Origin of the sequence: Phenylobacterium sp., assembly GCF_037189685.1 — a bacterium.
Taxonomy (GTDB): domain Bacteria; phylum Pseudomonadota; class Alphaproteobacteria; order Caulobacterales; family Caulobacteraceae; genus Phenylobacterium.
Map to the genome: position 1 here is coordinate 23,753 of NZ_JBBCIT010000036.1, position 17,484 is coordinate 41,236.

The following is a 17,484-nucleotide window of genomic DNA, read 5'->3' on the forward strand; positions in this document are numbered from 1 at the left end:
GCTCAGGGCGCGGCCGGCGGCGGCGCGGCCTCCTGGGGCGCCGGGCCTTCCTGGACCGCCAGGGCCTCCAGATCGAAGCGCAGGGGGATGCGCACCGCGCCTCCGACGGTCGGCAGGCCTTCATCGGTCCAGACCGCCAGCCGGAACTGCGGCGTGAGCGACATCGCCGCCGCGCCGTAGCCCAGGCCCTCCGGCGCCTCGCTCTCGACCGAACATCCGTCGACCCGGCCTTCCGACACCACTCGGCACGTCATCATCACGCGCGCCCGGAACACCTTGGCGGCCCGGGCCGCGGGCGGGATCACGGCCGCTAGGTCTTCGATGCTGGGGACCGCCCGCCAGCTCGGACGCCCGACGGCCGGAGCCTGCTCCAGGAGTTCGGGCGCGAAGGTGACGCTGACGTGCGCGCGGGCTCCGGCCACCGCGTTCCCCTTGCTGTCGCGGGTGGGGGTCCGGAAGTGCGGCACGAGGGACCGGGCGGCCGACAGCAGGCCGAGACCGGAGGGCGTCTCGCGGACCTTGTCGCAGGCGATCAGCCCCCCATCGGCCTTGATCCGGCAGGCGAGGACGGCCGTGCCGCCCTGTCCGGCCTCCCGCGCCTTCTTCGGATAGGCCTGGACGACCTGGGCCACGGTGGGCGCCGCCGACCACGGCAGGTGCGTGTAGACCCTGTCGCCCCGATCGGGCGGCGGCCCGAACGGCCCCACCATGCCGGACATGTCCCAGTTGATGGGGATTCTCACCATCGATTCGACCGGCTTTCCGTCGCGCAGGGCCGGCCGCATCAGGAACTGCGGGGAAAGGGCGACGGCCGCCGCGCCGAACCCGAAGCCCTGGGGCTCCTCCGACTCGGCCCTGCAATCCCGCAGCACGCCCTGGACCGTGACGGCGCACGCGATGATCGCCCGGCCGCTACGCCCCTTCTGATAGGCGGCGACCGGGAACACCGCCCATAAGGTTTCGGCGGTCGGCTTCCTGAGCCAGTCCGCTTCCCGGTCCTGCCCGGCCGCGGGCCCCGCGAGCGTCAGGATGGCGGCGCATACGCCGAGTTGTCGCATCTTCATCCCGCTCTCCCCCGCGAGCCAAGTCGTTGCCATGAGCGTACGGACATCCCCGAACGGCGACCTTCAAGGCGCCGGAGCGCCTTCCGCCGCAGCCGGCGTGGAGGCCGAGCGCATGTAGTCGTCGAGGTCGAACCGGATCGGGACGCGGACCGCACCGCCGATGATGGGCAGGCCCTCATCGGTCCATATGGCCAGCCTGAAGCGCCTGGAGAGCGCGAGCGCGGCGTCCCCGTAGCCCAGCGCGGCCGGCTCCTCGGACTGGACCCCGCAGGTTTCGAGGTCGCCGGACGCGCCCACCTGGCAGTTGATCACCGCCCGGGCCTTGAAGACCTTCCGGGCCTTCGCGGCCTCCGGCACGACGGCGGACATGTCCTCGATGTTGGGAAGGCTCACCCACTCGGGTCGGCCGATCACGGGGTCCGGCGCATCGATCGAGGCGGCGGCGAAAGTGACGTTGAGATGGGCGTAGCCCCCGACGACGGAGCGGCCGCCGTCCGTCTGGACCGGTGTCTCGAAGAGCGGCGCGAGCCGGCGCGCCGCGACGCCGAAGCCATAGCGCTCTGGAGCCTCCCGCACGATCTCGCACGCGGAAAGGCGCCCGTCCCGCCCGATCCGGCAGCCCAGCGTCGCCGACCCGCCCACCTTGTCCGCCTGCGCCTTGGCAGGATAGGCGGCGCGCACGTCGGCGAAGGTCGGGGCCTTCGTCCAGCGGAGCTGGCGATAGACCACCCTGCCCGGCAGATCGGACGCCGTCGTCGGGCGGATATGGGATCCCGTCGCGCGATCCGGCTTCGGGAAGTTGATCGGGATACGCACCTGCGATTCCACCGGAACGCCGTCCTTCACGGCGGGACGCAGGACGAACTGCCGCGAAAGGATGAGGGCCGCCGAGCCGAAGCCGCCACCCGCCGGCGTCTCGGACTCGACCCGGCAGTCCCGGAGCGTTCCGTGGAGCGTGGCTATGCAGGCCAGGAGGGCGTTGCCGCCGTATCCCTGCTGCAACGCCTTCGAGGGCCATACGGCCAGGAGGTCGTCCGAGGTCGGGCGCCTCACCCAGTCGGCCGCGCGATCCTGGGCTTCCGCCGCCGCGGCAATCGCAGCCGTCGCCATGACGGCCGCCGACAGGATCATCGACAGTTGTCGTATCTTCATCTCGCTCCCCCCACGCGAGCTAAGCAGTTTCGGCAGGGGTGCGGAAGCCTCTAGGCGGCGGGCTCGGACAGCCGCTCGACCGCGTCGTAGGCCAGGACGCTCAGCGAACGCAGGCCGTGCTCGGCGAACACGTCCAGGGCGGCGTCGAGGGACATCAGGGCGGCGGCGCGTTCGCCACGCTCGCGGCCCGTCATGGTGATGCGCGCCTCGTAGAGCCGGGCGAGGTGCAGTTGCGACAACGCCCAGCCTACGGGGTCGCGGCCGGGCGAAAGGTTGGCTAGTTCGATCTTCATGGCCGCCTCGGCCGCGTCCAGCACCGCGAGGTCGCCAGTGATCTCGGCGGCGCGGGCGAGGCAGACGGCGCGGGCGCCGGCGGCATGGCCGCGCAGCGGCAGGGCGGGCGTCTCCTTGAGCACGAGGCCCGCGCGGTCGTAGCAGCTCACGGCGTGCTCGAAGGCGCGCGCGTCGCTGGACGCCTCGCCCAGCGCCTGGAGCGCCTGGGCCAGGGCCACCTGGGCGCGGGCCCAGTCGAGGGGGCTATGCTCGCGGGTCAGGTGGTCCAGCGCCAGGGCCAGCGCGCTGGCGCCGGCGGCCAGGCCGTCGACGTCGCCCGACATCTCGCCGCGCAGGGCCAGCGCTTGGCCATGCACGATCTTCGCCCGGACCCAGGTGAGGGGTTCGTAGGCGGAATCCAGCCGCTCGGCGGCGTCCGAGGCTTCCCGCGCAGCGGCGTCCAGAAGCTCGACGTCCTTGAGCCGGCCGCCCCAGCCGCACAGCAGGTCGGCGCGGATCAGCCGCGCATCGGCCGCCAGGCCACGGGCGACCGTCACCCGCTTGGCGATGGCGTCCAGGGCCTGGATCGGCGCGGCGAAGCGGGCCGCGAAGGCCGACGCTTCGCCGGAATCGGCGGTGTCGAGGATGCGGCGGCCCTCGATGGCCAGTTGCCCCACGTCGGCCAGCGGCGCGGCCAGGCCGCCCCGCGCCTCGCCGCGGGCGTCGCGGAAGGCCACCTCGGCGGCGGCGTTGAGGCCCGGATCGCCGAAGACCTCGGCGCCCAGCAGGGCGCAGAACGCCTGTTCGCAGCGCGCGCGGGCCCAGCCGTCCTTGCGGTGGGCGGCCTCGAACCCGGCGGCGGCGGTCTCGGCCGCGGCGGCGGCCTTGCGCAGGGCCACGGGATCGCCCGTGCGGCGGGCTACCTCGCGCCAGACGATCGCGGCCTCGAGCCGGCGGCGGGCCTTGTCCTTCGCGCCGATCCGGCCGGCGGCCACGTCGGCGGCCTTGGCCTCCTGAGCGAGAAGCTGGCTGTCGAGAAGTTCGAGAAGCGAGGTGTCGCCGCGCGTCAGGCCATCGGAATGCGCCTTGAGGCGCTCGGGGGCGAAGAAACGCCGCAGCTCCCGACCCAGTTCGAACATCGACCCGCTCCGGCCCCACGGCGTCCCACCTTGGAACGCTCCTCACAGGCATTGTGGAACGTGAGCAAACCCGGAGCCGGAGACCTTAACAAGCCCTTAATTCCACCATCATGGTTAACAACCACAGGAATATCACACACCAAAACAAGGATTTGATCTTCGAGCTTATTAACTTTTGCGGATCCGGAAGCCGGCTGAACCGGCGCGATGCGCCGATCCGCCGTCCTGCCGGAGGCCGTGCTTCAGGCCGTGGCGCGGTCCCGCGCGGGCGCCGGCGTCCCGATCGCGCGGCGGCGGGCGCGGACACCCGCGGCCAGGGCGTCCAGCACCTCGACCGAGGTCGCCCAGTCGATGCAGGCGTCGGTGACGGACTGGCCGTAGGTCAAGGCGCGCCCGGCCACGAGGTCCTGCCGCCCCGCCACCAGATGGCTCTCGACCATGACGCCCATGATGCGGTCCTCGCCCGCCCCGAACTGGGCGCAGAGGTCGGCCGCCACCCTCGGCTGGTTGTCGGGGTCCTTGCCCGAGTTGGCGTGGCTCGCGTCCACCATCACGCGCTGGGGAAGGCCGGCGCGGGCCAGTTCGGCCGCCGCCGCCGCGATGCTGGCGGCGTCGTAGTTCGGCCGCCGTCCCCCGCGCAGCACCACATGGGCGTCGGTGTTGCCGGTCGTCGCGGCGACCGCCGCGCGCCCTTCGCGGGTCACGGCCAGGAAGTGATGCGGCTGGGCGGCGGCGAGCACGGCGTCGACGGCGATCTTCACGTCGCCGTTCGTCCCGTTCTTGAAGCCCACGGCGCAGGAGAGCCCCGACGCCATCTCGCGATGGATCTGGCTCTCGGTGGTCCGCGCCCCGATGGCGGCCCAGGCGACGAGATCGGCGATGTACTGCGGCGTCGTCACATCCAGGAACTCGCAGGCCGCCGGCAGGCCCAGCGCGTTGATGTCGATCAGCAGGCGGCGGGCCAGCCTCAGCCCCTCGTCGATCCGGAAGCTGCCGTCGAGACCGGGGTCGTTGATGAGGCCCTTCCACCCCACGGTGGTGCGGGGCTTCTCGAAGTAGACCCGCATCAGGATCTCGAGATCGTCGCGGTGGCGCTCGCGCTGGACGGCGAGACGGCGGGCGTAGTCCATGGCGGCGGCCGGATCGTGGATCGAGCAAGGACCGATCACCACGACGAGCCGGTCGTCGTCGCCCGTCAGGATGCGATGGATGGCGGTCCGCGACCCGCCCACGAGGTCCGAGATCGTCGAGGTCGTCGGCGCCTCGCCGATCATCAGGGACGGGGGACTGAGCGGTGTGAGGCGCTGGATGCGGGTGTCGGTGGTGGGTCGGGAATGCACGCGGGTCTCCTGAGTGTCGGAGGACGGCGGCCATGAAAAAAGCCGCCAGTCCTGGCGGCTTGGGAAGGGGGTTGGTCTGAGCGTATTCAGGCCAAACGATCCTCCGCCGGCGCCAGGAGCGTCGGTTCGCCAAAATACCAAAAGTAGGTGAAGGCGACGGAGGTCATGGCCCACGTTCTAGCCATCGCGGCGGCCGCTGTCACCCCGTCGCAGCTCCCGGGCCCGGCCTCAGGCGAACAGCACGGCCTGCCCGGAAGACGGCAGGACGCGCCACGCGCCGGGCTCCAGGTCGTCCGGCAGGCCCAGGCCGCCGATCCGGTCACGGTGCAGGGCGACGACATGGTTGCCCACCGCGGCGAACATCCGACGCACCTGGTGATAGCGGCCCTCGGTGATGGTCAGGTGCGCGCGGCGCGCGTCCAGCGGCTCCAGGACGGCCGGCGCCAGGGGCGCCGTCTCGCCGTCCAGCATCAGGGTTCCCGAGGCGAAGGCGGCGGCCTCGTGGCCCTCGAGCGGCCGGTCCAGCGTCGCCAGGTAGCGCTTCGGCACGTGGCTGCGCGGCGAGATCACCCGGTGCAGGAACGGGCCGTCGTCGGTGATCAGCAGGAGCCCCGTGGTGTCCTTGTCCAGCCGCCCGATGGTGGAGAGGCCCGGCGTCCGGGCGCGCCAGCGCGCGGGCAGCAGTTCGTAGACGCTGCGGCCGGCCTCGCGGTGCGAGCACACCACGTCCAGCGGCTTGTGCATCATCAGCGTCAGCGGCGCCGGGGGATCGACCGGGCGCCCGGCCACCGTCATCCGCTGCGGCAGGTCGGCGGCGACGGGCACGCGGGCCCCGGCGTCCTTCAGCGTCGCGCCGTCCAGAACCACCTGGCCCCGGGCCACCAGCGCCTGGACCTCGCGCCGCGAGCCGTAACCCAGGTTGGCCAGCAGGCGATCCAGCCGGGCCATCGGCGCCTTGGCGTTCACCTGCGCGCCTCGAGGATCTTGTAGCCGCCGGCGTCGGCCTTGACCTCCACGAGGGCGAACGCCTCCCGCAGCGCCGCCTCGTAGGGCAGATGGCGGTTGGCCACGAGCCAGCAGGCGCCGCCCTTGCGCAGCATCCGCGCGGCGGCGCGGACGAACGCCACGCCCAGGTCCCGATCCTCGTGTCCGCCGTCGTGGAAGGGCGGGTTCATCACCACGACGTCGAGGCCGGCCAGGTCGTCTCCCAGGTCCGCGCCCACGTCCGCGCCCAGGCGGCGAACGTCCGCCTGGAGCACGGTCACGCGCGGATCGTCGAGGTTGCGCCGGGCGCAGGCGACGGCGCGGCGATCGAGGTCCACGCAGGCCAGCGCGGTCACGGCGGGCGAAGCCAGGACGCGGGCCGCCAGCACGCCCACGCCGCAGCCCAGGTCAGCGCCCCGGCCCGCGAGGGACGGCAGGGCGTCCAGCAGCCGGGCGCTGCCCGGATCGATCCGGTCCCAACTGAAGACGCCCGGCTGCGACCACATCCCTGAAGGCGGCGCCAGCGCCGGGACGCGGCGCGGCGCCCCGGCGGCGATGGCTTCGGCGAGGCTGACAGGCGCCTCTGGACGCGCCACGTGGCAGAAGCGGTGGTGGCGGCGGGCGTCCTCGGACACCTCGCAACCGAAGCCTTCGAGGGCCTTCCTCAGGCGCGAACCGCCCTTGTCCTTGGGCGCGAAAGCCGTGAGCGGGGCGCCGGGCTTCAGCGTGCGCAACGCCTGGGCCAAGACATGGTCGCGTTCCAGCGTCCCGCCCGGCGCCAGGATCAGCGCCCGCTCGGCATGGCCGTCCGGCAGGTCGGCCATATCCCGTGCGCCCGGAACGAGCGGCGAGACCTGCACCGCGTCCCTCGGAACCTCGACGAGGCCGGCGGCCGGCAGGCCGTAGAGGAGGGTGGTCATGCGCTCACGCTCCCCCACATCCGCTCATCCCGGCGAAGGCCGGGACCCGGATCCCGGAGCGGTGGGGTCGATCGGAACTGCTCTCGGGCGAAGGAACCCACATCCAAGCCATTCCATCTGGGTCCCGGCCTTCGCCGGGATGAGCGGAGTTGAGAGCGGTCAGGCCCGCTCCTTCGAGCGTTCGAGGCGCACCTTGGGAAAGCGCTCCGAGACGTAGCCGACCTCCCACGCCGACTTGGCCAGGAACACGGGCTGTTCGTCGATGTCGGTGGCCATGGCGCCGCGGTGCTTCCCCTCGAAATCCTCGACGTCGGCGCGGTCGCCGCCGAGCCAGCGGGCCTCGGCGTAGGGGCTGGCCTCGAAGATCACGTCGAGCTGGTACTCCTCGCGCAGCCGGTCGGCCATCACCTCGAACTGGAGCTGGCCCACCGCGCCCACGATGAAGTCGGCCCCGATGTTCGGCCGGAAGAGCTGGGTCACCCCCTCCTCCGCCAGGCTCTCCAGGGCGCGCTTGAGGTGCTTGGCCTTCAGCGGGTCCTTCACGCGCACGCGCTGGAGGATCTCGGGGGCGAAGTTGGGCAGACCGGCGAAGCGCAGGGCCCCGCTCTCCGACAGGCTGTCGCCCACCCGCAGGACGCCGTGGTTGGGGATGCCGATGACGTCGCCGGCATAGGCGTCCTCGGCCAGCTCGCGGTCCGAGGCGAAGAACATCATCGGCGCGTTGACGCTGAGCTGCTTGCCCGTGTTCTGGACCTTGAGCTTCATGCCGCGGCTGAACCGGCCGGAGCACAGCTTGAAGAAGGCGATCCGGTCGCGATGGTTGGGGTCCATGTTCGCCTGGACCTTGAAGACGAAGCCGGTCACCTCACGGTCGCCCGGCGCCACATGCGTCTCCTCGGCGCCCCGGCGGGCCGGCACGGCCTTGGGCGGCGGGGCGTAGGCGCCGAGCCCTTCCAGAAGCTGGTCGACGCCGAAGTGGCGCAGAGCCGAGCCGAAGAACACCGGCGTCATGTGGCCTTCCAGGAACGCCTGGGGATCGAAGGCCTTGAGGCCGCCCAGGGCCAGCTCGGCGTTCTCGGACAGCTCCTCCTGCTCGTCGGGGTCGAGGTAGCTGACCACCGCATTGCCACGGAAGGCGATGGGATCGGGATGGCCCTCGTCCTCGTCCTTTCCGCCGCGCTTGGAGGCGAAGGGCAGGAAGCGGTCGCGGCGCAGGTCCAGCATGCCGCGGAAGCGGTTCCCCGAACCGGCGGGCCAGTAGAGCGGCGAGGGGTCCAGCGCCAGCTTCGAGGCCACCTCGTCCAGCAGTTCGAACGGGTCCTGGGCCTCGCGGTCCATCTTGTTGATGAAGGTGATGATCGGGATGTCGCGCATCCGGCAGACCTCGAACAGCTTCAGCGTCTGCGGCTCGATGCCCTTGGCGGCGTCCAGCACCATGACGGCGGCGTCGGCGGCGGTCAGCGTGCGGTAGGTGTCCTCCGAGAAGTCCTCGTGGCCCGGCGTGTCCAGCAGGTTGAACATCAGCCCGTCGTGGTCGAACGTCATCACCGAGGCCGAGACGCTGATGCCGCGCTCGCGCTCGATCTTCATCCAGTCGGACCGGGTGCGGCGGTTCTCGCCGCGCGCACGCACGGCGCCGGCCGCGCGGATGGCCCCGCCGGCCAGCAGCAGGTTCTCGGTCAGGGTCGTCTTGCCGGCGTCGGGGTGGGAGATGATCGCGAAGGTGCGCCGGCGCGCGGCCTCGGCGGCGGGAGAGGTGCTCATGGCGGGCGCGCCTATCACGCGCGCGGCGCCGGCGGAAGGCGCGCCGCTTCCGTCGGCGCCGCGCGGTCGCGCTTCGCACAGGCGCGGATGAGGCCGCGGACGGGGCCGCGTCGCGAAGATCCACAGGCGACCGCCCCTGCCCTTTGCGCAGGCGGATCGCCTGCGAACGGCGGAGGTGTAGCAGCCTCAGGATTTTGAACCGCGGAGGACGCGGAGGCCCGCGGAGGAGGCAGATAGTCGAGGGGCGCGCGGGCGAAGCCGGGCGGGACGGTGGGGCTCAGGCCGAGGCCAGGGCCTCGGGCGCCAGGGCGTAGACGCGGCTGCAGTACTCGCAGGTGACGCGGATCTTGCCGTCATCCTCCACCATGTCGGCCCGTTCGGCCGCGTCGAACGACTTCAGCACCGTGACGATCCGCTCCTCGCTGCACCGGCAGAAGGCCCGCAGCGGCTTCGAGCCGAAAACACGTACGCCGTCCTCGTGGAACAGGCGGAACAGCAACCGGTCCGACGACAGTTCGGTGTCGAGCAACTCGTCCTCGCCGATGGTCTCAAAGAAGGCCTGGGTCCGGTTCCAGGCCTCGGCGGTGTCGCCACGGGCGGCGTCGCCGGCGATGTGCTGGATCATGAACCCGCCGGCGCGCCAGGCGCCGGGGTCCGAGCCCACGGCCAGACGGACCCGGGTGGGCGTCTGTTCCGACTGGGCGAAGTATTGCTCGGCGCACAGGGCTAGCGTCTCGCCCTCGATGTTGGTGACGCCCTGGTAGCGGTCCATGTCGGGGCCCTGATCCACGGTCATCATGAACACGCCCTCGCCCAGCAGGCTGCGGGCCCCGGGTCGCTGGAAACCGCCCGAGGCGGCGGCCACCTCCTCGGGATCGAACCGGCAGTAGCCGCGCAGGCCGCCCGAGGTGTCGTAGTCGGCGACGACGTAGCGCACGGCGCCGGCGCCCCGGGCCTCGACGATCAGCCGCCCCTCGAACTTGAGGTTGGACCCCACGAGCGCGGCCAGGGCGCAGGCCTCGCCCAGGAGGTTGGCCACCGGATCGGGGTAGTCGTGGCCGCGCAGGATCTCGTCGATGGCGGCGCCCAGGCGCACCACCCGGCCGCGCACGGGCTCGCCGTCGATCTGGAACGCGCCGACGAGGTCGTCGGGAATGGGAGTGTCAGGCATGGGCGCCAATATAGGCGCTGCGGACGCGGTTGCGAGCGTCCCTCGGCAGGATGCGTCGGGACGCGCGGAGGTCAGGGCGGCTCGATGCGGCGGAAGTCGAGGGCGTGGACGCGGCCCGAGGTGAAGCGCAGTCCCGTGACGCGCCGGTCGGGCCCGCGCAGGACCCGGACGAGGCCGCCGTCCACGCGGAAGGCGTCGCGGTGGAGCGGAACGGCCGCATCCGCCGCCGAGGGACGGTCGGCCGGGGCGATGACCAGGCGGCCGCCGCTCACACCGACGTTCAGCACCGCGCCGGCCTCGGACGAGGCGTAGGCCCCGGCGAGGGCCTGGAGATCTTCGGGCGTAGGCCGCGCGGGCTCGATCCGGCGATAGTCCACCGTCCCGCCATCCGGGGCGCTCAGCACGAGGCCTTGGCCGCCGAAGCGATAGAGCACCCCCTCCGCAGTATACTCACCGCCCGCCGGAGCCGGTCGCAGGGCGCGGGCCACCGGGCCGCCGCCGGCCACCTCCAGCCCGCCCGCACGGGCCGCGATCACCAGGACTCCGCCGGACCGCTCGTCCACATAGACGCCCGGCAGGCGCTGGAGGTCCGCCGCCGGCGCGGGAGCCGCAGCGTCCGGCCGGCGGCCGGAGGGCGCCACCGCCTCCACGACCCGGCGCCCCAGGACCGCCGGATTGGCGTCGCCGCGGTTGCAGAGCAGCGCCACCGACAGCCGTTCGGCCGGCAGCCGGGCCAGCCAGGCGCGATAGCCGGCCGTGGCCCCGCCGTGCGAAACCTCGGCCCGGCCGTCCGCCGACAGGTTCATCAGGCCGCGCGCATAGGCGATCTTCCGCCCGCCCGTCAGCGTCGGCGACTGTTGCATCCGGGCATAGACGGTGGGGCCGAGGCGGCCGGTCGCCAGGGCGTCGTTCCAGGTCAGGAGATCGCCCACGGTCGTCAGCAGCCCGCCGTGGCCGTAGGTGTTCTCGAACGGCATGTCCTGGCCGAAGACGTCGCCATTCCCGCCGCCGGGCACGAGGCGATAGGCGATCGCGCGACCCGGAACCACGCGGCGGAAGTTGTCGCGCCAGGAGGTGCGGGTCATGCCGAGGGGTTCGAAGATCCTCAGCCGGGTGTAGTCGGCCAGGGTGTAGCCGCTCAGCCGCTGCACGATCAGGGCGGCGAGATTGTAGCCCGTGTTGGTGTAGGAATAGGCCTCGCCCGGCGTGAAGTTGAGCGCCCGCTGGCGGGCCGCAATCTGAAGCACTTCGGCGTGGGTGTAGACGCGGCTGGTCCGCGGCCAGCCGGCCAGCGCCATCAGCTCGCCCCAGTCGCGCAGGCCGCTGGTGTGGCTCAACAGCATGTCGACGGTGATCGGGCGGCCGTAGTCGGGCATCTCGGGCAGATGCCTGCGGATGTCGTCGGCGAGCGACAGCTTGCCGTCTTCGACCAGCAGCAGGATGGCGGCGGCGGTGAACTGCTTGGAGACCGAGCCCGCCTCGAAGATCGTATCCGGCGTGATCGGCGCGCCGCGCTCCAGGTCGGCCGCGCCATAGGCCCGGAAGACGGGCGACCCGTCGCCGCGCCTCACCCCCACCGCACAGCCGGGGGCCGTCGCCGTGTAGGCCGCGAAGACCGGGTCGATGACCTCGGGCCGGACCTGAATCCGTTCCTGGGCCTGATTCCGTTCCTGGGCCTTCGCCTGAGCCGGGACGGCCATCGCCGCCGCCGCCGCCGCCAAGAAGATCGCCATCCGCCGCATCGCGTCGCTCCCGCCCCCGTCCGAGTCTATGAGGGCGCCCGGCGCGTGGATAGGTGGGGGCGCGCTTCGCCGGTCGACAATCTCCGGAGAGGGCGACTAGTCTTCCACAACCGGGGGGAGACGGGCCAGATGGCGAAGAAGAGATCGGCCGGCGCGGTGCGCGCCGGCGTGTTTGCGGTCGTGGGGCTGGCCGGTGCGGCGGCCATCGGAGCGTGGATCCTGAACGACGCCCGGCAAACGGGGAAGGACGCCGAGGCCGCCGAGGCCGCCCGGCCGGAACTGCCCACGGGCCGGCTCCAGGTGCTGAACGAGAGCTTCGGCGGCTGGACCTACCTGGCGATCGACGAGGTCCGCCGCGACGGCGACCGGATCACCGCGCCCGTCCTCACCGTCGCGCGCACCACCACCGGCGTCGAGGGCGGCGCCTTCCGCGTCGCCAGGCCCACGGTGGACTGCGCCGCCGGGCGCGTGTTCGACGGCCCGACGGGCGTGTTCGACGCGAACGGCAAGCCGGTCTCGGCCGTCGCCGGCTACGCACCGAAGCACGGGCGCGTCGCCGAACCGGCGGACTATCAGGTCCCCGCGCTGTGCCAGGGCCGCAAAGGCCGGATCGTCGCCGACCTCAAGGTCGCCCAGCGGGAAGCCCAGGAGGCGCCCGAAACGCTGGCTGCGGCGGGTCCGGGCGACGCCGATCCCCACGCCGCCGCCTGGCTTTGCGCCGCCGCCGCGCGCGGCGCCTGGCGGCCGCAGGCGCCGGAGGACTGCGCGCGCGCCATCCGCCTCGCTCCGGCCGACCACGCCCTCCGCATCGACCGCGGCTACATGTTCGTGAAGATCGGCCGCAACGCCGACGCCCGCGCCGACTTCGCAAAGGTCCTGGCCGACGAGCCGGAGAATGCGCCGGCCCTCTACGGGATCAGCCTGCTGGCGGCCCTGCGCGGCGACGAGGCCGCCAGCCGGCGGGACCGCGGCGCCGCCCTCGACCTGGACGAGGACGTCCCCAACTGGGTCGCGCGGACGTACAAGATCCAGATGAGCCAGGCGTACCGGGTGCGCTGATCGCGCCGGTTGTCGGGCCGGCGCGCCATCGGCCGTCCTCTGGCCTTGGACGCGACTGTCGGAGGGACCCGCATGCTCTACGCCATCCTGGCCTATCACGAGGAAGAGGTCGTCCGGGCCTGGACCGAGGACGAGGACCACGCCCTGATGGACGACCTCATGTCGGTCCACGACCGGATGGTGGACGAGGGTCGCCTGGGTCCGGCCGCGCGCCTGGGCGCCACCGCCCGCGCCGTCACCCTGCGGGGACCGGGGCGCGGCGTCGTCACCGACGGTCCCTTCGCCGAGACCAAGGAGGCGCTGCTGGGGTTCTACGTCCTGGAGGCGTCGACGCTGGAGGAGGCCGTCGAGGCCGCCCGCGGCCTGCGCGTCGCCAACCCCACGTCCGTCTACGAGATCCGGCCCGTCGTGCTGTATGTGCCGGGCGCCGCCTTCCCGCTCACGGACAACGGCCTGGGCGACGTGCGCCCCCAAGACTCCCCGCGATGATGCGTGACACCCGGCCCGCGATCTGGACCTATGGGCCGGGGCGCCGCCGGGGGAATCATGACGCCGACACCCGTCGAGACGCTCATGCAGATGAGCGTCTACGTCATGGCCACGCCGCCCGCCCATCAGCGCCGGGGCGTCGGCCGCGCGGTGCTGGAGACGGCCATGGCGCACTACCAGTCCGCGGGGGTCACCCACTTCACGCTGGGGGCGACCGAGACGGGCTATCCGCTGTACGAACGCACGGGGTTCCGGACCGTCCAGAAACCGCACGTGTTCGTCATCGGCGCATAGACGCAGTTCCCGGGTCACTAGGGCGGGCGCCCAGGCCTCACCCGCCCGCCCGGCCGAGCACATCCCTGAGCAGGTCCAGCCCCTCGCGGATCCGGGCGTACTCCTCAGGGGTCATGCTGGACGCGGCCGTCAGGCCGGCCGGCACCGCGCAGGCGGGTTCGCGCAGCGCGCGGCCGGCCTCGGTGAGGCCGATCCGGACCTGCCGCTCGTCCTGCGCGTCCCGCGTCCGAACGATGAGCCCCATCGCCTCGAGACGCTTGAGCAGGGGCGTCAGCGTGCTGGATTCCAGTCCCAGCCGCGCGCCCAGGGCGCCCACGGTCACGCCGTCGGCCTCCCACAGGGCCACCATCGCCAGATACTGCGGATAGGTCAGGCCCAGGCGATCCAGAAGCGGCCGGTAGGCGCGGTTGAAGGCGTGGCCGGCCGTGTAGACGCCGAAGCAGAGGAAGTCGTCCAGCTTCAGGGGGACGGAGAAAGGTTCGGTCATGTCCCGCATATAAATCGCACGCGATCCAATCGCCAGCGCTTGACATCCGAAGCTTCATGCCCAATTAGATCGTACACGATTTAATCGTTCGATATCAGCCAAGGAGCCTTCCATGTCGACCACGAGCCCCGTGAACGTCCTCTACCGCACCGCCGCCCGCGCCACCGGAGGCCGCGACGGCCGCACCGGAACCCTGGACGGCAGCCTCGACCTGGCCCTCTCCACGCCTCGCGAGCTGGGCGGCGGGGGCGGCGCCGGGAACAATCCCGAACAGCTCTTCGCCGCCGGCTACGCCGCCTGCTTCATCGGCGCGATGAAGGCCGTCGCCGGCCCGGCGGGCCTCAAGGTCCCGGCCGATGTCGCCGTCACCGCCGACGTGGGCATCGGCCCGCGCGCCGCCGGCGGCTTCGGCCTCGACATCGCGCTCAAGGTGGAACTGCCCGGCCTCGACCGCGCCGACGCCGAGGCGCTGGTGGAGAAGGCCCACCAGGTCTGCCCCTACTCGAACGCCACCCGCGGCAACGTCGACGTGCGCCTGACGGTGGTGTGAGACGCCCTTACCTCCCCCGTCGCGGCAGCGAAGGCGGGAGGGGGACCGCGCCCCAATCCACCCCCTCTGGGGGTGGCTTGCGAAGCAAGGGGGGCGCCGGGTCGCAGAGCGACCCGGTGGGAGGGCGTGGTGGAGGGGCAAGCCCTATCTGCTGAGTTCAGGGCAGCCGCGGTCGATCCGCCGCGCCGGCGGCTTGCCCCCTCCACCAGCCGCTCTACAGCCGGCTCGCGCCGGCTTCGGCGGCCGGTCCCCCTCCCGCCGCTTCGCGGGGGAGGTTAATGCGCGCGCGCCCGCGCCACGACGTCGGCGTAGAGGTCCTCGCCGCCCAGGCTTCCCGTCGCCTCGCCGCCCTTCAGCGCCCATTCCGGCGGCACGGCCTCAGGCCCCTCGCCCGGCCCCACCGGCGGGGTGAAGTAGCCGAGCGCGTAGTTCCCCATCGCGTAGCCCAGCAGCGCCTGCAACTCCGGGTCCAGCGTCCGGGCGATCTCGGGCGGGCACGACAGATACTGGTTCTCCTCCTGCCGCAGCCAGCCCAGGCAGTAGGTGATGTTCAGGCCCCAGCGGTCGCCGTCGCTGTCGTTGGCGCCGCCCGCGTGGAAGACGCTGCCCGTGTAGACCAGCACCGAGCCGGCCTTCATCGTCGCCCGGCCGATCTCGTGCGGCTCGGCCTTGCGGCCGTCGGGCCAGCCGGTCGAGCCCGGGACCACCTGCGTCGCGCCGTTCGCCTCGGTGAAGTCGGTCAGCGCCCAGATGGTGTTGAGCTGCGGCTCCACGTGGCTCAGATGCCGGCCCCAGGCCCAGCGGTCGCGGTGGATCGGCTGGCCGCCCTGTCCCGGCAGGATGCGGATGAGCTGGGTCAGGTGGAGCTGCCAGCGGTGGCAATTCGGTCCCAGCACCGCGTCGCACAGCGCCCGGACCCGCCCGTCCATCACCAGCCGCCGGGTCAGCGGCGAGCGCGCCACCAGCGCCCCGGTCCGCGTGGTCCGCGCGCCGCTGAAGGCGTCGCGCCCCACCTCGGTCGCCTCGACATAGGGACGAAGCTCGGCGACCAGCGCGGCCAGTTCGTCCGCCGGAAGGGCGTCGTCGAGGATCAGCGCCCCGTCGCGTTCCAGGACCGCGGTGATCTCGGCCGCCGGCGCGTCGGCGGGCAGGTGGGCCAGTTCGGGCATGGGCGTTCCTCCGGGCCATTCGGCCTCTGGCCCGCATCCTGCCCCCGAAGCCGCCGGGGAGTCACGCCCAACCCATTGGCCCAACCCATCGGCCGGCCCCCATCGGCCGGCCCGGGTCGCGCCTCAGTACAGGTCGCTCTTGTAGTTGGCCTTCAGGCCGCTCGCGATCAGGCCGCGGTTGGCGCTGAGCCGCACCAGGGTGGCGGTGACGCCGCGGGCGCGATTCAGCTTCACGTGGGCCATCAGCACCTCGGCGGGATCGACCGCCGACGCCTCCATCGGCGCCGGCCAGAGCCCCGCCAGGGCGCGCGCCTCGCCGAGTCGCGGCCGCACGCCGTCGATCACCGTGGCCATCAGGGGCGACTTGCCCTCCACGACGAACGCCGACCGCAGCGCCTCGTCGCGCGTCAGCCCGGCCCGGCCCTCGAACGTCGCCACGGTGGTCGAGCCGGGCGCAATCGCCAGGGCGGCCACCCGCGGGTCGGCCAGGATGTTGCGGTAGCCGAAGGCCAGCCGGTTGCCCGGCCGCTCGGCCAGGGTCGCCCGCTCGCCCTCCAGCCGCACCAGCAGCCCCGCCGGGTCGCCCTTGGGGCTGATGTCGATGCGCCCGTCGGCGTCCTGCGTCGCCAGGGCCAGGAAGCGGGCGCCGTTCACGAACGCCGCCGGATCGCCGTCCTCGCCACCCGCCGGCCCGGCGCCCCCTCGCCAGAAGTCCGACCGGATCAGCGCCTTGGCGCAGTGCACGAAGCACTCCTCGACCGCGATCTCCACCGCCTCGTCGTCGGCCCGCGCCACCCGCCCGTTGGCCCGCAGCGTCTCGCCGATCCCCGGGACGAGGAACAGCACGCCGGCGCCGCGGCCCTCGGCCACGTCCGCCACCCCCTCGAGCGCTGCCCGGGGCAGGCGCAGCGCGCCACCCTCCGTCACCCCGGCGAACCCACGGGCGCCGCTGGCCAGCCCTACGCGCGGCCCGCCGGCCGTCGCGACGCCGACGAACGCCAGCGGCGACTCGGCGATCCACCGGCGCGCCTGGGCGTCCAGGTGATCGATGATCTTCATCTTCACGGGCAGGCCGGCGGCGCCGATACAGGCCTCCAGCGCTTCGACGGTGGTGATCGCGGACATGGCGACAGCTTGCCCTAAATGCGAATGACTCGCAACTTCATGTTTGACTAGATCCCGGCCCCGCCCCTCCGTCCGAGGCGGCCCTGAACACCGCCAGCTGCGCCGCGAAGGCCCGCCCGTAGGCCGGCCGCGCCTCGGCGCGGGCCACATAGGCGGCCAGGTTCGGATACGTCTCCAGCATGCCCGATCCCTCGAGCCGGCGCAGCACGCTCACCATCATCAGGTCGCCCGCGCTGAACGCCCCGTCCAGCCAGTCGGCCGCCGCCAGCCTCGCCGACAGCGCGTCCAGCCGCTGACGGATGCGCCCGTCCAGCAGCGGCAGGCGGGCCTTGTACCAGGGCGCGTCGCGCTCGGCGTATCCGGCCTGCTCGCGCTCCACGATGGGCGGCTCCACCGTGTTCAGCGCGGCGAACATCCAGGCGACCGCCCGCGCGCGTCCCCCGGCGTCGGCCGGCAGCAGGCCCGCACGCCGCCCGGCGACGTGCAGCACGATCGCGCCCGTCTCGAACAGGACCAGGCCGCCCTCCTCGTAGGTCGGGACCTGCCCGAAGGGCTGCAATGCCAGGTGCGCGGCCTCCTTCATCTCGCCGAAGGACAGCAGCCGCACGTCGTAGGGCTGGCCCACCTCTTCGAGCGCCCAGCGCACGCGCATGTCCCGCGCCTGCCCCCGCCCCCGGTCGGGTGAGGCCTCGAACGCCGTGATCACGGGCCTCACCGGCCGGCTCCCGCCGTCGAAGCCGCCCCGTGCGGAACGACGGGCGG

General features: G+C 72.8%; 17 protein-coding genes. 4 read left to right on the plus strand and 13 right to left on the minus strand.

Annotation, left to right across the window (positions count from 1 at the left end; genetic code table 11):
• Positions 1–2 precede the first annotated feature (2 nt).
• From WG212_RS19615 to WG212_RS19655, 9 genes are all read right to left on the minus strand, one after another.
• Positions 3–1,064, minus strand: a complete 1,062-nt coding sequence (locus WG212_RS19615) for a hypothetical protein (protein WP_337188808.1) — start codon at positions 1,062–1,064, stop codon at positions 3–5.
• A 63-nt stretch (positions 1,065–1,127) separates the two neighbouring features.
• Entirely contained in the window at positions 1,128–2,216 is a 1,089-nt protein-coding gene (locus WG212_RS19620) for a hypothetical protein (RefSeq protein ID WP_337188809.1), read from the minus strand.
• 50 nt (positions 2,217–2,266) lie between these two features.
• On the minus strand, positions 2,267–3,628 hold the full coding sequence (locus WG212_RS19625) for a hypothetical protein (RefSeq protein WP_337188810.1): 1,362 nt from the start codon (positions 3,626–3,628) through the stop codon (positions 2,267–2,269).
• A gap of 242 nt (positions 3,629–3,870) precedes the next feature.
• Positions 3,871–4,968: a 3-deoxy-7-phosphoheptulonate synthase gene (locus WG212_RS19630; protein ID WP_337188811.1), complete on the minus strand. Its 1,098-nt coding sequence runs from the start codon at positions 4,966–4,968 to the stop codon at positions 3,871–3,873.
• A gap of 228 nt (positions 4,969–5,196) precedes the next feature.
• Positions 5,197–5,916, minus strand: a complete 720-nt coding sequence (locus WG212_RS19635) for a pseudouridine synthase (RefSeq protein WP_337188855.1) — start codon at positions 5,914–5,916, stop codon at positions 5,197–5,199.
• A gap of 14 nt (positions 5,917–5,930) precedes the next feature.
• On the minus strand, positions 5,931–6,872 hold the full coding sequence (locus WG212_RS19640) for a class I SAM-dependent methyltransferase (protein ID WP_337188812.1): 942 nt from the start codon (positions 6,870–6,872) through the stop codon (positions 5,931–5,933).
• A gap of 159 nt (positions 6,873–7,031) precedes the next feature.
• Complete coding sequence (locus WG212_RS19645; RefSeq protein ID WP_337188813.1) at positions 7,032–8,636, minus strand: peptide chain release factor 3; 1,605 nt, start codon at positions 8,634–8,636, stop codon at positions 7,032–7,034.
• Positions 8,637–8,913: 277 nt separating this feature from the next.
• On the minus strand, positions 8,914–9,807 hold the full coding sequence (locus WG212_RS19650) for an Hsp33 family molecular chaperone (protein WP_337188814.1): 894 nt from the start codon (positions 9,805–9,807) through the stop codon (positions 8,914–8,916).
• A 71-nt stretch (positions 9,808–9,878) separates the two neighbouring features.
• Positions 9,879–11,540, minus strand: coding sequence for a serine hydrolase domain-containing protein (locus WG212_RS19655; RefSeq protein WP_337188815.1), 1,662 nt, complete (start codon positions 11,538–11,540; stop codon positions 9,879–9,881).
• A 138-nt stretch (positions 11,541–11,678) separates the two neighbouring features.
• Here WG212_RS19655 and WG212_RS19660 point away from each other — a divergent pair, with 138 nt between their 5' ends.
• From WG212_RS19660 to WG212_RS19670, 3 genes are all read left to right on the plus strand, one after another.
• Entirely contained in the window at positions 11,679–12,608 is a 930-nt protein-coding gene (locus WG212_RS19660) for a hypothetical protein (protein WP_337188816.1), read from the plus strand.
• A gap of 72 nt (positions 12,609–12,680) precedes the next feature.
• Complete coding sequence (locus WG212_RS19665; protein WP_337188817.1) at positions 12,681–13,097, plus strand: YciI family protein; 417 nt, start codon at positions 12,681–12,683, stop codon at positions 13,095–13,097.
• Positions 13,098–13,154: 57 nt separating this feature from the next.
• Entirely contained in the window at positions 13,155–13,391 is a 237-nt protein-coding gene (locus tag WG212_RS19670) for a GNAT family N-acetyltransferase (protein WP_337188818.1), read from the plus strand.
• A 37-nt stretch (positions 13,392–13,428) separates the two neighbouring features.
• On the opposite strand, the gene WG212_RS19675 is transcribed toward WG212_RS19670, so the two are convergent.
• The gene (locus WG212_RS19675) at positions 13,429–13,878 is read right to left on the minus strand and encodes a MarR family transcriptional regulator (RefSeq protein WP_337188819.1); all 450 of its coding nucleotides are present in this window, start codon (positions 13,876–13,878) and stop codon (positions 13,429–13,431) included.
• 112 nt (positions 13,879–13,990) lie between these two features.
• Here WG212_RS19675 and WG212_RS19680 point away from each other — a divergent pair, with 112 nt between their 5' ends.
• On the plus strand, positions 13,991–14,428 hold the full coding sequence (locus tag WG212_RS19680; protein WP_337188820.1) for an organic hydroperoxide resistance protein: 438 nt from the start codon (positions 13,991–13,993) through the stop codon (positions 14,426–14,428).
• A 275-nt stretch (positions 14,429–14,703) separates the two neighbouring features.
• Here WG212_RS19680 and WG212_RS19685 read toward each other — a convergent pair whose 3' ends face one another.
• The 3 genes from WG212_RS19685 to WG212_RS19695 form a co-directional block, all read right to left on the minus strand.
• Positions 14,704–15,597, minus strand: a complete 894-nt coding sequence (locus WG212_RS19685; RefSeq protein WP_337188821.1) for a phytanoyl-CoA dioxygenase family protein — start codon at positions 15,595–15,597, stop codon at positions 14,704–14,706.
• Between the two features lie 123 nt (positions 15,598–15,720).
• Positions 15,721–16,722 (minus strand): pyridoxamine 5'-phosphate oxidase family protein, encoded by a 1,002-nt coding sequence (locus WG212_RS19690; RefSeq protein ID WP_337188822.1) that lies wholly within the window; start codon positions 16,720–16,722, stop codon positions 15,721–15,723.
• Positions 16,723–16,759: 37 nt separating this feature from the next.
• Complete coding sequence (locus WG212_RS19695; RefSeq protein ID WP_337188823.1) at positions 16,760–17,437, minus strand: glutathione S-transferase family protein; 678 nt, start codon at positions 17,435–17,437, stop codon at positions 16,760–16,762.
• Positions 17,438–17,484: the final 47 nt, after the last annotated feature.

What these genes read in the sequence shown, in the direction of transcription:
- WG212_RS19615 (WP_337188808.1), bottom strand. Translation starts at nt 1,064, where the DNA reads ATGAAGATGCGACAACTCGGCGTATGCGCCGCCATCCTGACGCTCGCG.
- WG212_RS19620 (WP_337188809.1), bottom strand. Translation starts at nt 2,216, where the DNA reads ATGAAGATACGACAACTGTCGATGATCCTGTCGGCGGCCGTCATGGCG.
- WG212_RS19625 (WP_337188810.1), bottom strand. Translation starts at nt 3,628, where the DNA reads ATGTTCGAACTGGGTCGGGAGCTGCGGCGTTTCTTCGCCCCCGAGCGC.
- WG212_RS19635 (WP_337188855.1), bottom strand. Translation starts at nt 5,916, where the DNA reads ATGGCCCGGCTGGATCGCCTGCTGGCCAACCTGGGTTACGGCTCGCGG.
- WG212_RS19640 (WP_337188812.1), bottom strand. Translation starts at nt 6,872, where the DNA reads ATGACCACCCTCCTCTACGGCCTGCCGGCCGCCGGCCTCGTCGAGGTT.
- WG212_RS19645 (WP_337188813.1), bottom strand. Translation starts at nt 8,636, where the DNA reads ATGAGCACCTCTCCCGCCGCCGAGGCCGCGCGCCGGCGCACCTTCGCG.
- WG212_RS19650 (WP_337188814.1), bottom strand. Translation starts at nt 9,807, where the DNA reads ATGCCTGACACTCCCATTCCCGACGACCTCGTCGGCGCGTTCCAGATC.
- WG212_RS19655 (WP_337188815.1), bottom strand. Translation starts at nt 11,540, where the DNA reads ATGGCGATCTTCTTGGCGGCGGCGGCGGCGGCGATGGCCGTCCCGGCT.
- WG212_RS19660 (WP_337188816.1), top strand. Translation starts at nt 11,679, where the DNA reads ATGGCGAAGAAGAGATCGGCCGGCGCGGTGCGCGCCGGCGTGTTTGCG.
- WG212_RS19665 (WP_337188817.1), top strand. Translation starts at nt 12,681, where the DNA reads ATGCTCTACGCCATCCTGGCCTATCACGAGGAAGAGGTCGTCCGGGCC.
- WG212_RS19670 (WP_337188818.1), top strand. Translation starts at nt 13,155, where the DNA reads ATGACGCCGACACCCGTCGAGACGCTCATGCAGATGAGCGTCTACGTC.
- WG212_RS19675 (WP_337188819.1), bottom strand. Translation starts at nt 13,878, where the DNA reads ATGACCGAACCTTTCTCCGTCCCCCTGAAGCTGGACGACTTCCTCTGC.
- WG212_RS19680 (WP_337188820.1), top strand. Translation starts at nt 13,991, where the DNA reads ATGTCGACCACGAGCCCCGTGAACGTCCTCTACCGCACCGCCGCCCGC.
- WG212_RS19685 (WP_337188821.1), bottom strand. Translation starts at nt 15,597, where the DNA reads ATGCCCGAACTGGCCCACCTGCCCGCCGACGCGCCGGCGGCCGAGATC.
- WG212_RS19690 (WP_337188822.1), bottom strand. Translation starts at nt 16,722, where the DNA reads ATGTCCGCGATCACCACCGTCGAAGCGCTGGAGGCCTGTATCGGCGCC.